Consider the following 14,621-nt stretch of genomic DNA (forward strand, 5'->3'; position numbering starts at 1 on the left):
GTACCTTCTTGAATATTATTTATTGAAATCTCATCGTTAAGTAAAAACACCAACATTAGATAATTAAATTAATAAAAAACCTATTCCCTTCTATATTTAATAATAGAAGAAAATAGGTTAATTTATCGATTAATATTTAAATTTATTAGGCCATAGCCGAAATGGTTTTTCTAAAACGTAATAAAGCTAATGAAAAAAACACCGAACCAATAACAATTAAGATAATGAATTGAGGCCACACAATTGAGAAGTCAGCACCACGATATAAAATAGCCTGAGCTAAGCTAACAAAGTGTGTGGTTGGCATTGTTTGCATTACATCCTGTACAAACTGAGGCATACTTTCTCGTGATGTCATCCCTCCTGATAACATATTTAATGGCAACAATACCATAATCATCAATAAACCAAATTGAGGCATTGAACGAGCCATTGTTCCTAAAAAAATACCTATCGAGGTTGTTGCAAATAAACTTAAAGCAACACCACACATAAACAGTAGAACAGAGCCTTCGATAGGGACATGAAGTAAAGATTTCACGACTAATACCAGCGACATGGCTGATGCCAATAATACAACCAATCCCATTGACCATATCTTAGAAAGCATTATTTCAAAGGGAGTAACTGGCATAACCAGTAAGTGCTCTATAGTGCCATGCTCTCGTTCTCTTATTAATGCTGCTCCTGTTAATACTATCGATAACATGGTGATATTATTGATAATTGCCATAACTGAACCAAACCAAGATTGTGTCAGATTCGGGTTAAAACTCATCCTAACTTCCAAATCAACAGGCAGTGGATCGTTGCTTCTATTTTTCGCTAAAAAGGTTTTTGCTTCACCCATTACAATATTTTGAATATAGCTATTACCTAAGAAGGCTTGGCTCATTCTCGTTGCATCAATATTAACTTGTATTTCCGGTTTTCGACCCGCTAAGAGATCACGCTGAAAATTAGGCGGGATATCTAGTGCAAAGGTATAAGCGCCTCTATCTAACAAACCATCAATTTGCTCAGGTGTAATATCGGCAGGAGGTAAGAAGTAAGGCATATAAAAACTATTTACAATACGTGCGGATAACTGAGATTTATCCTGATCAGCAACGGCAATCGGCGCATGATGTAACGAACCGGGTGTAACAGTTGCAGATGAGTAAATTGACACAGTAAAAGCAAATACAATTAATGCCAGCATCGCTTTATCACGAGAGAGACTGCGCAGTTCTTTTACGCCTAAATTAAACACATTTTGAATTGTGCGCCACATTTAAGCCTCCTGCTTTTTCAAAAAAAAGACACTCAACCCAATAACAATTGGGATAGTGATAAGCAAAGGAATAAAAGACCAAGGTAAATCAAAAAGGTTTAATCCCTTAGAAAATGTCCCTCTGGAGATGGTTAAAAAGTGAGACGTAGGATAAATATGCCCTATCCATTTACCTATACCTTCCAGTGACGAAACAGGATCAATCATTCCTGAGAATTGTGTTGCTGGAATTAAGGTAATAATTGAAGTACCAAAAATAGCGGCAATCTGACTTTTCATAAAGCAAGAAATAAGTAATCCCATTCCTGTGGCAATAGTGATATAAAGTAATGCTCCTAAAGAGAGCGTTAACATACTCCCTTTAAAACTTACGCCAAACACAAAGACAGAAAGCGCACAGAGCATAAAGAAGTTAAACATGCCCAGTAAGATATAAGGAAATTGCTTACCTAACAAAAACTCTGCTTTAGTGACAGGTGTAACATAAAGATTGATAATCGAGCCAAGCTCTTTTTCACGCACCACACTCAATGCACTTAACATTGCGGGGATCATCATTAATAAAAGAGGAATAACTGCAGGTACAATAGCCGGTAAACTTTTTACATCAGGGTTATAGCGATAGCGGGTTTCTATATTAATGGGTGACAATTTATCAACCACACTAGTTGGTTGGCGCATAGCCATATTAAGCATCCATGTTAAATGCATTGCCTGAATATAACCACGAACAGTTTCAGCCCGATTAGGCATTGCACCATCAATCCAAACACCTATTTTCACAGTGTGACCTTTGGCAACATCCCGCGCAAAATTAGGTGGGATTTCAATCGCAACCGTAATATCACCACTACGCAGTCGCTTTTCCAGTTGCTCATAATCGGTGATAGGCGCCTTTTCAATAAAATATCGAGAGCCTGAAAGATTTTGACTATATGCCTGACTTAACCCTGTTTTATCTCGATCCATAATACCAAAGCGTAAATTTTCAACATCTAAACTAATACCGTACCCCATAATAAACATCAGGATCACTGTACCTAATAGTGCTAAAGTAAGACGTACCGGATCTCGGCGTAACTCCATGCCTTCACGAATACTATAACTAAATAAACGCCGTAAACTGAATCTTTGTTTTAATGCTTTTTCCGCACTTTCATCACTAGATGCAGGAAGTTGTAGGCTTTTTTCATTAAGTTCAGGAGCTTCTTGTTCACCCGATGCCTTTTTAAGGTAATCAATAAAGACTTCTTCAAGTGTATCAAATTGGCTATTTTTAACTAAATTTGCCGGCGTATCTGTGACTAATACTTTACCCGCATGCATGAGTGACATTCGGTCACAACGTGCCGCTTCATTCATAAAGTGAGTTGAGATAAAAATAGTGACACCGTCACGTCTAGATAGGTCAACCATCAAATTCCAGAACATATCTCGCGCAATGGGATCAACCCCTGAAGTCGGTTCATCCAATATCAACATTTCAGGTTTATGGATAACAGCAACTGCGAGTGACAAACGCTGACGAATACCTAATGGCAATCCATCAGGCATCATTTCTTCAACATCAGTTAAATTAAAACGCTCACTCATTTCCTTAACACGTTGGGGAATTTCTTCTTCTGGAATATGAAAAAGCTTGGCGTGTAATTCAAGATTCTGCCGTACAGTCAATTCACTATAAAGTGAAAATGCTTGAGACATATAGCCAACACGGCGACGAGTTTCAATATCTTTAGGATCAACTTCTTGACCAAATAACCAAGCTCGCCCTTCGCTCGCTTCAAGTAAACCTGTCAGCATTTTCATTGTGGTTGATTTACCACAACCATTCGATCCTAAAAATCCAAAAATTTCTCCTTTAGGAATACGAAAGCTTACATGGTCTACTGCAACAAATTGCCCAAAACGCATAGTTAAATCTTGCGCTTCAATCGCAATGGTATCATCGTCACTTTTATCTCTTGGTGGGATAATCACTTTTTGGTGATCTTTCTTTTTTTCTTCTGGCAATAATTCGATAAAGGCAGCTTCTAGTTCATCAGTATGAGTTTGGGCTTTTAATTCATCAGCGTGACCTGTTGCTAATATTTTTCCTGCATCCATTGCAACCAACCAATCAAAACGCTCAGCTTCTTCCATATAAGCGGTCGCAACTAACACGCTCATATTTTTTTGGCGCTTACGTATACGATTAATTAATTCCCAAAATTGTGCTCGCGATAATGGGTCAACGCCAGTAGTCGGTTCATCAAGAATAAGTAATTCTGGATCATGAATAAGCGCACAACATAAACCCAATTTTTGTTTCATTCCCCCAGAGAGTTTACCCGCAGGTCTATCACGGAATGGGGCTAAACCCGTACTTTCAAGTAAGTCATTTATGCGTTCTGCCCGCTCTTGCTTTAATTGACCAAATAAACGGCCAAAGAAATCAACATTTTCAAAAACAGAAAGCGTGTGATAAAGGTTTTTACCTAATCCTTGAGGCATATAAGCAATACGAGGACAGACGGCTCTTCGGTGTTCAACATCACTCATATCGCCGTTTAACACAATGACTTGTCCAGTTTGGATTTCTCTCGCACCAGAAATAAGCGAGATCAAGCTCGATTTCCCTACACCATCTGGGCCAATTAATCCGACCATTTTTCCAGCAGGAATAACCAATGTCACATCATCAAGCGCTTTGGTATCGCCATAATGTTGGGATACATGAGTCAATTCAATGATATGAGAATGGTTTTGCGTTCTCATTGTTTGACTCATTGCGGTAATTTCACCTCTAAATCAGTTGGCCATGATTGGCTATTATCTAAGCGAATATAAGCACGACCAGGTAAACCTGTTTTTACATATTCAAGGTGTTTTTCAAGTAATTCAGGCGCAATACGAGCTCTTACACGGAACATAAGTTTTAATCGTTCATTATCAGTTTCAACAGTTTTCGGGGTAAATTGAGCGACACTAGCAACGTAGGTTGTTTTTGCAGGAATAACAATATGAGGGGCTGCATCTAAAATAATATGAACGTCACTTCCTAAAGCCGCTTTACCAGCAGCTTCTGTTGGCAAAAAGAAAGTCATATAAACATCACTAAGATCAACCATATTTAACACACGACCGCCAGCACCTAAAACTTCACCGGGCTCTGCGACACGGTATTGAACTCGACCATTACGCGGTGCCTTTAAAATACTGTCATCTAATTCGGCCAAAATGCGTCTTTCGGTTGCCGTTGCTGCATCTACTTTTGTCTTAGCTTGAATGATCCCCGCTTTAGCCGATTCTATTGCTGCAATGGTGGCGGTTTCTTGAGCTTTAGCCGCTTCAACCGCAGCTCTTGCTCCTTCTGTTCTTGCAATATCATCATCTAATTGTTGAATAGAAATAGCATTTGTTTTTACTAATGCACGAGAACGATTGAGTCTTTTTTGTGCTGCATCAAGCTCAGCAATACGTTGACGAACAACAGCTTGGGCTGCAAGTTGTTCACTTTTACGTTGTGATAATGCAGATTGTGCAGTAACCACACTGCTTTTTGCTTGGTTTAATTGAGCTTGCACTTCATGAAGTTGTTCTTTAAGTGTTCGAGTATCCATGTTTGCTAACACTTCACCCGCTTTAACAAAATCACCTTCTTGAACTAAAATAGTGTCTATTCTTCCTGGACTCTTCGTTGAAATATCAATTTCTGTTGCTTCTATTCTCCCATTACTTTGAGCAAATCCTGAAGGAAGTGTTGGCGCTTGAGATTTCCACCAAAAAATTCCCGCGGCAACAACCGCGACAATAATGATGCTATAAACAAAAAAACGACTCTTGTTTTGATTTTTCATATAAATTATTTAACCTTCCTTTAGCCATAAAAGAACACCAAAAAATATGTTTATCCACTGTATGTAAGAAAATAGTTAAATAATGAGACGTATTAATTTTTTATTTTATATCTATTTAAAAATAGTTCATTTGTGTTGATAAAGCTAACGAACTCACTATAAAAAAATAAAATATTAAATGCTAACCTTATGAATTATAAATGTTATGTTATTATAATAGAGCTTTAACTCAAATTAATGTAGTACTTTTATCACAGAATCCATCATCTATTTTTGATTATTCGAGGAAACACACAAATTGTATATAGAAAACTAAATTTAGTTACATTAAAATACAAATGAAACAATAACAAAACGTTATCAACGATAAATCAATATTAAAGATTACTTAGTTTTTTTATAAACATTTCAACACAAAATAGATTTATTTCCCTATTTAACATTATTATAATTTTATTTATTATATAATTGAGTGAATTTTATTTTTTTAAATTTAATTATATTAAATAAAAACAAAAAGTAAAAACAACAATATTATTTTGTTTTTTAAAAAATATTATTAACTACATTTTATATTTATTCCCTTCATTAAACCAAGAAATACAAAAAGAACACAACGTATTGATTTTCATTTTAAAATTGATAAAAAAAAGCAGACTATAACACAATAAATATCGATAAATTAAAAAGAAAATTAAGTGTTCAGACCACTTATGTCTTAAACTTTTTATATAGTGATTATTGCAGTTAGTTATCAAAGTACGTAGATGTAATTAATTAGAGTTTAAGATCAAGATCGTAAAATCCATATGATAATACCGCGTTAATTTTAATTAAAAAAGAAGGGTTATATATGAATAATATTAAGTATAAACTCGCCACAATGACACTTTGCACCCTGTTTACTACCTCTGTTTTTGCAAATAACGCTCCTCCTATTCGCCTTGTAATTCATGGTGGTGCCGGGACAATCACTAAAGACACCATCACGCCAGAACAAGAAAAAGAATATAAAGAAAAACTAACTGAAGCATTAAATGCTGGATATGCTGTTCTAAATAGTGGAGGAACCAGTATAGAAGCAGTTCAAAAATCGATTAATATCATGGAAGATTCACCATTATTTAATGCGGGGAAAGGTGCCGTTTTTACCCATGATGGTCGTAATGAACTTGATGCTTCTATTATGGATGGTAAAACCCGTAAAGCTGGCGCTGTTGCAGGTGTAACTACAGTTAAAAATCCAATAAATGCCGCCATAGCGGTGATGGAAAAAAGCCCACATGTTATGATGGTTTCTACTGGTGCTGATCTTTTTGCTAAAGAACAAGGGCTTACTATTGTTGATCCGTCCTATTTTAGAACTGAACATCGTTGGCAACAGCTTCAAAAAGCAATAGAAAAAGAACAAGTCGTTTTAGATCATGATGGTAAAACGGCTGCTCTTTTTGTTGATCCTATGATGTACGATTATAAATATGGCACCGTTGGTGCTGTTGCTCTTGACCAACATGGCAACTTAGCAGCGGGAACTTCTACGGGAGGAATGACAAACAAGCGTTATGGCCGAGTTGGTGATTCCCCTATTATTGGGGCGGGTAATTATGCTGATAATGAAACTGTTGCTGTATCGGCAACAGGATCTGGTGAAATGTTTATCAGAACATTAACTGCCTTCAATATTGCAGCCCAAGTTAAATATAAAAATTTACCTTTAGAAGAAGCTGCTCAAAATGCACTTGATGAAGTTAAAGCGATCAATGGTAGTGGTGGTGTTATCGTATTAGATAAAACAGGTAACTACACAATGAGTTTTAATTCTGAAGGTATGTATCGTGGCACAATTGGTAATGATGGAAAACCTGTTGTCGCAATTTATAAAGAGTAATTTAACTAACCATTGATTATTTCGCACCCAATTTTTACTGTTATCTTCATTATTTTTAAATCGATAAAAGGTGAAAATATTTGGGTGCGAAAACGATCTAAACGCCTTTTATCCCTTCTTATTCCCCACTCTTTTTCTTAACGCCATTTACCCTATTTTTTTCTCAATCCAATTTGACTATTATTCACACTAGAAAAGCTCACATAGCAACCTTATTGATGATAAAACAAACAAGATCATCTCTACTTATTAAAATGATCCTTTGAAAAAGTAGCTTTTTTCTTTTTTGGATCTGTTAGAATATTCATCATGGTTATGTTGATTTAATAAGGAAATAGCAGTGGAATTTCACCATGACGATCAGGACTTAACACCTGAAACATCGCTAGTTTTGCCGGAAAAACAAGCATTATTGGATTTGAATACAACATTCACCTCGCCTGCTCATACCAATCCAGCAATGGCCTATTTAATGAGTTTAGGTTCAAAACGTAGTCGTCAAACAATGGGATCGTTTCTCACTATTGTTGCTAAGATGATCGGGTTTTCTTCTCTTAAAAATTGCCAATGGGGAGCACTTCGTCGTCATCATATTCAAGCCATTATTGATATGTTGTCCGATGCTAATAAAGCCCCCGCCACTATCAATACTTATCTCGCTGCATTAAAAGGTGTCGCTTTAGAAGCTTGGGCAATGAAACAAATGGATACTGAAAGTTATCAGCATATCCGCCAAGTTAAATCTGTAAGAGGAAGTCGATTACCTAAAGGCCGTGCACTAACTAGCAACGAAATCCGTGCATTATTTAGAAGTTGTGAAAAAGACAATTCATCGAAAGGTTTAAGAGACGCCGCAATATTAAGCGTGCTATTAGGTTGTGGATTACGTCGTTCAGAAATTGTGGCTCTAAATTACGAGCATATTCAGTTTCGTGATCAAGCTTTTCTTGTTAGAGGTAAAGGTAATAAAGAGCGCATGTCTTATATGCCAGATGATACTTGGGATCGTGTTCAATTATGGATTGATGAAATAAGAGGAACTCAAAATGGTGCCCTTTTTACTCGAATTCGTCGGTTCGATGATGTTACTGATGAGCGAATAACAGACCAAGCCATTTACTATATTTTAGAAATACGCCAACAAGAAAGTGGTATTGATAAATTTGCTCCTCATGATTTAAGAAGAACATTTGCTTCTGCAATGCTTGATAATGGTGAGGATATCGTCACCGTAAAAGATGCCATGGGGCATGCCAGCATTATGACAACTCAGCGTTATGATAGACGCGGAGATGATCGACTAAGAAAAGCAGCTAGGCATTTACGTTTTTAGTTTTTATTCTGAAATAATACCCATTTAATAAATTAAAATGGGTATTTAAATTAAGCTTATTTTTTAAATACTATTTTGTTACAGTTTATCTGAACGGTGGCTCATTAAATGTTCTTAATTTACGAGAGTGTAAATTACTCTCTTCTTGTTTAAGTAATTCAATGGCTTGAATACCAATTTGCAGATGTTCGGATACCGCCCCTTCATAAAAATGATTAGCCTGACCCGGTAATTTAATTTCACCATGCAATGGTTTATCTGATACACACAATAAAGTGCCATAAGGAACGCGAAAACGATAACCTTGTGCAGCAATTGTGGCACTTTCCATATCAACAGCAACGGCGCGACTTAAGTTAAATCTTCTTGCAGAAACCGAAAAACGTAATTCCCAGTTGCGATCATCCGTTGTAACAACAGTTCCTGTTCTTAATCTCTGTTTTATTTCATGCCCTGGTTTACCGCTGATCATTTTCGTCGCATCATAAAGTGCACGTTGTACTTCAGCAATATTTGGAATAGGAATATCAGGAGGTAAAACATCATCTAAAATATGATCATCACGTAAATAAGCATGAGCCAAAACGTAATCACCAAGTTGTTGGCTTTCACGTAATCCACCACAATGACCAATCATTAACCAAACATGAGGACGTAAAACAGCCAGGTGATCACAAATTGTCTTAGCATTTGAAGGGCCAACACCAATATTAACTAATGTTATTCCGGGACCTTCTTTAGCTATTAGATGATAGGCTGGCATTTGGTATTTCTTCCAAGTTAAATCAGATATTAACTTTTCAGGATCAACAGTTTCGGCTGTAATTCGCTGAAACCCAGCACAGGAAAGTGCACAATATGGGCTATTTTTATCCGCAACTTGATCGCAAGCCCAACGAACAAATTCATCAACATAACGATTATAATTCGTATATAAAATATAGGGTTGTACGTCTTCAGGTAATGTACCTGTATAATGTTTTAAACGCGCTAACGAGAAATCAGTACGTAATGCATCAAAATGAGAAAGTGGCAACATTTCCCTATCACAAATTAAACCGTCGGTAATTTCATCACCGATTTTAGATAAATCAGTTGTTGGAAAATATTTTGCTAAAGAGGCACTCATTTTTCTATCAAAACCAATACCTGTTCCATCAATCACAAAAGGATAAGGAATTTCTTGCTTTGAAGCGCTGACTTCAAAAGTGGCATGGTAAGCATCAGCAATAAGTTGTAGTTGTTCTGACAGGTAATTTTCAAATAAAGCCGGATTAGTAATCGTGGTAGAATAATTACCTGATTTTGATAATCGACCATAAGCTCGTGTTTTATCTTCTGTTTTAACTTCACCATACCAATGTACAGTTAATTGGGGGTAAGCAAATATTCCTTCCGCTCTTTGTTTTATATCTGGTAATTTTCCATCTTGGGCATAATCAATAATTGCATTGCGTAATGCATCTACAGCATTTTGATATTGTTGTTTTAATTCATTAATAATTTTTTGAATTTCTGGATTATGAGGTTGTGACATAAAAGAGCCTCTTATTTATTATTGGTTTATAACCATAATAGCAAGAAGCTTCTCTATGCCATAGTGCTAAATATTTAGATAGGAATATTCATAATAACTTTTCTGTGGATCTACGCTGATATTTTGATTTTTAACATTATAGGTAAAAACTAATTGTATATTTTCTTCTAAAAGAGGTATGCTCTTAGAGGGATCAAGTTCCTGATAAACATCATTTTCATCCAATATATTAAAAACCTCTGCTGAATTAGACGGCTTATTGAGTGCATTATCACATAAAAAATGCAATAAATTAATTTTACTTTTGGTATAAAATGTTAGACCTTGATTTATATATTTAGAAAAAAAAGAATCAGCATTTTTTTTACCTAACTCGTCTTTTTCGTTTAATGTTTTTTTATTAGATACAGTAATTACTAGGTTTTCATCTTTATCTTTATCAATCATTATTGTAGATTTTCCATCAATCGGAGAAAAACCCAATAAAAATAAAGGATCTATACCATGAAAAGAATCTTTTACTATATTGAATACACCTTGAGATATTAAATTATAAATGATAATCTTTTCATCTACATTTTTAAACATTTCTTCTATTTTATTTAAACCTTTATTCATCAAGTTTAACTTTAGACGTTCAATTTCATTTTCTTTAGTCTCTTCATCTTCATTACTTTCAGAAAAAGCTTTTATCTTTGATTTAATTATATTTTTGTCAATTAACTCTTTACCCAATAGATGATAATCCATTCTTAATAAATCTTTATGAAGTGTATTAGTAATTTCTCCAAGCGTTACATTTTTAATTAAATTATTTAAATTTGGTATAAACTCATTGGTATTAACCTTTAACCTATCAGTCTTTTTTTCAAGATATTTTATATTTTCACTATAGAAAATAGATTCATCGATAACTTCAGCATTTATTTTTCTTTTCATTTCATTAATAATGGATTTCATTACATTGGCTTTTGTCTTCTCTTTATCAATGTTATCTATATTTATCATTCCTTTTTCGTCAAAAGAATTAGTGTTTTCTTTATTAATGAGTTCTAATATTAAGTATTTAAATACCTCATTATCTAACTCGCTAGTTTTAGGTAACTTTATCTCAATAAGGTTTTCTTGTATTTTTTTTATTTTTTCTATTTCTATTATATCTTCTTCTTTAGTAAATTCATATTTAACATCCACTTTACCAATAGATAAGCACAGTAAATCATCTACTACTTCTATTTTAAAATCATCACTTGAATTATTATTTTTTGATAATTCTTTCATAGCCTTAAAACTTTCTATTCTTTGATATAAATTTGGTTCTTTATTAATAAAAACATCTTTAATTAAAGATAATATTTTTTCTTTTTCTTCAATATTACCGATATGGAAGAATTTTTGTATTTTTTCCCATATCGTTAATGCTGCAGATACTTCATCAGTTTTTTTTATTTTTTCTATTTTTTTATTTGTAATCTCCACACCACCTACATTTACTTTCATATTTATCCTGTATCCCTTTTTCTTTAGTTTATAAAAAGGATAATTTTGAACTAAAAAAATAGATATAAAAAAAACACCTTTAAATTAAGAAATTTAATTCTATTAAATAAAAATTTAAATTGCTAATATACTCAATATTATAGGCAATGTTATTACTGCAAATATCGTTTGAGATGTAATAATCCCTGCCATGAGTTCAGAGTCCCCACCTAATTGTCTGGTTAGAATATAAGACGTGGGTGCCGTTGGTATCGAAAAGAAAATAACCAAAAGCATCATGACTAACGGAGATAAAGCTAAAAAATAAGCAACGCTATATGCTACTATCGGTACAATAAGTAAACGAGTAACAGTATTAATACTAATCATTTTGCTCTCGGCTTTTAGCGTCGAAAGATGTAATGCAGCACCTATACAAATAAGCCCCAAAGGTAAACTGGTTGCTGATAGCAACTTAAGAAATTGATCACTACCAAAAGGAAGACCAATTCCTGATAGATTTATTATGATCCCAAGAATACAAGAGATAATTAAAGGGTTTTTTATGATAGGCAATGCTAGTTGACGCAATGTCACATTTTGCCCAGCGGTTAAACAAAGTACTGAAGTGACATTTGATAGAGGAACCAATGTTGCTAATATCAATGCGGCTATTCCTAGACCTTCAACACCAAATAAATCAGCGACAATAGCTAAACCTAAATAAGTGTTAAATCGAATATTGCCTTGAACGATCGCACCAAAGCGGCCAGCAGACCAGCCTGTTATTTTTTTCAAAATAATACACAAAATAGTAACAATAATGACTACAGAAAAAATAGCTCCTGCAAGATGAGGTAATTGAGGATCAGATAAAGGAGCATTTGCTAAACTATTGATCAATAAGGCAGGAAAAAGTAAAAAATAGTTAAGCTTTTCAGCTCCTACCCAAAATGCTGGTTCAAACGTTTTATTTTTTCTTAAAATTGCACCGAGCGCAATTAACGCAAATAACGGCCATAACGTTAATAACACATTTTGCATAGTATTTATCCTAGAGATATCATGATACTTTACAATATCGCAACATCATGCGGATTGCTATTTTATGTTATTAATATAAAAGCTAATTCAAAAAATGATAAAAATAAATTTATACCGCATTTTAAGTATAGCTTTTTTATTATTAGCCTATCACAAAACATCTTTTCAAGATGGTTAAAATATAGACGACTAATCTAAATCAATGCACATGCGGTAACAATGTAAATTTGCTTTCGCTAAATCAGAATAATAATCACGTTCTTCTAATACTTTAAAGTCTTGCTTTAAATAAAATGATACTGCATTAGGTGTTGCATCTAAAAATAACTTGGATTGCCCTCTCTTAATTGCTTCATATTTCAATTGTTTTAAAATGAGTCCTGCAAATCCCTTTCCCATGTATTCAGGTAATGTGAAAATAGCTTCAGCAAAACCGGTTTTAACATCTAAAAAACCCGAAGCAACAGGAATATTGTATTCTTGGTAATCAATCACATAAAATGGATTACCAATAATAGCCTGCCGATATCCTTCAGGCATTTCATCAGGGGTCCAAGCAGCTAAAATCTCAGATGGATAAACATTCTTACAACCAAATCGCAGTGCTTGATTGCGTAAATACCACAATCTTTTAGCTTCCTGTGGTTCAGCGAGTCTAAGTTGAATCATACTCATTTCCATCTTATTTATTGGGTTCAATAGCTTTAAATTAGTAAAGTAATTTATTCTAATAATACTGTTTAACCATTTATCTATTATTATTTTCTTTCTCTTTTGAGTCTTCATTGATGTCAACTTTATAGGCTGATGGTGCAATCAAGGCGATCAACCCTGCTATTAATAAAATAGAAAGTAATACCATTAACATAAATGGTGCATTAAATAATAAATATGGTGTTAATAAAATAGGACTAACTGTTAAAACAAGTGAAATAATAACAGGATAGCTTATACCTATATCTCTTATTCGTTGAGATAAAATAAGTGTAAATATGTAGATTTGTATTATTAAAAATACTATTTCTATTAAGCCATATGGTGTGAAAGAAAATAAGTAGTAAAAATTATTTTCAGTGATTAATTCTACTTTATCAGGATAAAGTGATATATACCATCGATATGCTAAGTTTTCTGCAATAGAAAATAAAATTGTCCAAGCAATTTCTAGGCCTAAAAAAGAAAGTCTCCCACGCCGTTGTTGTTTCCATTGATAAGCAAGTTTAGCTTGCATAATAAATCCCTTCATTTTTAAATAGTAACTTTATAGTTTTTATCATAATACACTTATGTCATCATCTAATGAAAGCACAAAAATACCTTCAATTTTTGATAGTTAATGTGATAATTCTCTCTCAATACTTTTTTATTTAACTAAAATATAAAATACATAAGGAGTTACGATGCTATCTATTCAGACAACCCGTTTTGCCCTTCTTCGTTAAAAATCAATTTATTACTTAACAAGAAGGGCTTTAAATATGAATTATAAAAAAGTCGATTTAGAACAATGGAATAGAAAAGAACATTTCTTACATTATCGACACAACTTACAGTGTGGCTTTAGTTTAACCACTAAAATAGATATTACTGTCTTAAAAACAGTATTAGATAAAAATAATTTTAAGTTTTATCCGGTAATGATCTATTTAATTGCCAAAACAGTTAATAGCTATCCTGAGTCTAGAATGGCGATCAAGGATAATGAATTAGTTATTTGGGATTACATCAATCCGGCATACACTATTTTTCATCCTAAAACGGAGACTTTCTCTGAGTTATGGAGTGAGTACTTTGAGGATTGGCCTTCTTTTTCACAAGGATACAATCAAGATTATCAAGAATATCAAGATAATCTGAGTCTATCCGCAAAATCTAATTTCCCCGAAAATCATTTCTGCATTTCGATGATCCCATGGGTAAGCTTTGATGGATTTAATCTAAATGTAGCTAATGTAAAAGATTATTTTCCTCCTATTTTTACTATGGGAAAATACACCCATCAGAGTGGCAAGTTTTTATTACCAATATCCATTCAAGTGCACCATGCTACATGTGATGGTTTCCATATAGCTAGAATGATCAATAAACTCCAAGAGTTATGTGATGAATTTTTAGGCTAAAGAATAGAGATCTTCGATAAGTAAAAAGTGTGAAATAGAAAAAGCATCTCAATAGAGATGCTTTTTTACAAACAATATTAGTAATAATACTAATAGCTAATTTTTAAT

11 protein-coding genes are annotated in these 14,621 nt (G+C 33.8%); 3 read left to right on the forward strand and 8 right to left on the reverse strand.

What is annotated here, in order from left to right; genetic code table 11:
• Positions 1 to 145: 145 nt before the first annotated feature.
• From QSH13_RS07165 to QSH13_RS07175, 3 genes are read right to left on the reverse strand one after another with little or no spacing between them, the layout of a single operon-like run.
• On the reverse strand, positions 146 to 1,273 hold the full coding sequence (locus QSH13_RS07165) for an ABC transporter permease (protein ID WP_109397479.1): 1,128 nt from the start codon (positions 1,271 to 1,273) through the stop codon (positions 146 to 148).
• Entirely contained in the window at positions 1,274 to 4,042 is a 2,769-nt protein-coding gene (gene rbbA / locus QSH13_RS07170) for a ribosome-associated ATPase/putative transporter RbbA (RefSeq protein ID WP_286039027.1), read from the reverse strand. It abuts the gene before it with no gap.
• Positions 4,039 to 5,112: an HlyD family secretion protein gene (locus QSH13_RS07175; protein ID WP_109397481.1), complete on the reverse strand. Its 1,074-nt coding sequence runs from the start codon at positions 5,110 to 5,112 to the stop codon at positions 4,039 to 4,041. The genes rbbA and QSH13_RS07175 overlap by 4 nt, the downstream gene beginning before the upstream one ends.
• Before the next feature lie 853 nt (positions 5,113 to 5,965).
• On the opposite strand from QSH13_RS07175, the gene QSH13_RS07180 reads away from it, so the two are divergent.
• Both QSH13_RS07180 and QSH13_RS07185 read left to right on the forward strand, forming a co-directional pair.
• Positions 5,966 to 7,000: an isoaspartyl peptidase/L-asparaginase family protein gene (locus tag QSH13_RS07180; RefSeq protein ID WP_249718891.1), complete on the forward strand. Its 1,035-nt coding sequence runs from the start codon at positions 5,966 to 5,968 to the stop codon at positions 6,998 to 7,000.
• Positions 7,001 to 7,340: 340 nt separating this feature from the next.
• Positions 7,341 to 8,333 (forward strand): tyrosine-type recombinase/integrase, encoded by a 993-nt coding sequence (locus tag QSH13_RS07185; protein ID WP_109397483.1) that lies wholly within the window; start codon positions 7,341 to 7,343, stop codon positions 8,331 to 8,333.
• 85 nt (positions 8,334 to 8,418) lie between these two features.
• On the opposite strand, the gene QSH13_RS07190 is transcribed toward QSH13_RS07185, so the two are convergent.
• The 5 genes from QSH13_RS07190 to QSH13_RS07210 all read right to left on the reverse strand — a co-directional run bounded on the left by QSH13_RS07190 (position 8,419) and on the right by QSH13_RS07210 (position 13,624).
• Positions 8,419 to 9,870 carry an AMP nucleosidase gene (locus QSH13_RS07190; protein ID WP_109397484.1) on the reverse strand — a complete coding sequence of 484 codons (1,452 nt, stop codon included), beginning with the start codon at positions 9,868 to 9,870 and terminating at the stop codon, positions 8,419 to 8,421.
• 66 nt (positions 9,871 to 9,936) lie between these two features.
• Positions 9,937 to 11,370: a hypothetical protein gene (locus QSH13_RS07195; RefSeq protein ID WP_286039026.1), complete on the reverse strand. Its 1,434-nt coding sequence runs from the start codon at positions 11,368 to 11,370 to the stop codon at positions 9,937 to 9,939.
• A 114-nt stretch (positions 11,371 to 11,484) separates the two neighbouring features.
• Positions 11,485 to 12,393 (reverse strand): AEC family transporter, encoded by a 909-nt coding sequence (locus tag QSH13_RS07200; RefSeq protein WP_196544897.1) that lies wholly within the window; start codon positions 12,391 to 12,393, stop codon positions 11,485 to 11,487.
• A gap of 189 nt (positions 12,394 to 12,582) precedes the next feature.
• Positions 12,583 to 13,068, reverse strand: a complete 486-nt coding sequence (locus QSH13_RS07205; RefSeq protein WP_109397487.1) for a GNAT family N-acetyltransferase — start codon at positions 13,066 to 13,068, stop codon at positions 12,583 to 12,585.
• A gap of 73 nt (positions 13,069 to 13,141) precedes the next feature.
• Positions 13,142 to 13,624, reverse strand: coding sequence for a hypothetical protein (locus QSH13_RS07210; RefSeq protein ID WP_286039025.1), 483 nt, complete (start codon positions 13,622 to 13,624; stop codon positions 13,142 to 13,144).
• Between the two features lie 247 nt (positions 13,625 to 13,871).
• Between QSH13_RS07210 and catA the strand changes: the two genes are divergently transcribed.
• Complete coding sequence (gene catA, locus QSH13_RS07215; RefSeq protein ID WP_109406283.1) at positions 13,872 to 14,513, forward strand: type A chloramphenicol O-acetyltransferase; 642 nt, start codon at positions 13,872 to 13,874, stop codon at positions 14,511 to 14,513.
• The last annotated feature ends 108 nt before the right edge of the window (positions 14,514 to 14,621 follow it).

The organism is Proteus faecis (genome assembly GCF_030286765.1).
Lineage (GTDB): Bacteria > Pseudomonadota > Gammaproteobacteria > Enterobacterales > Enterobacteriaceae > Proteus > Proteus faecis.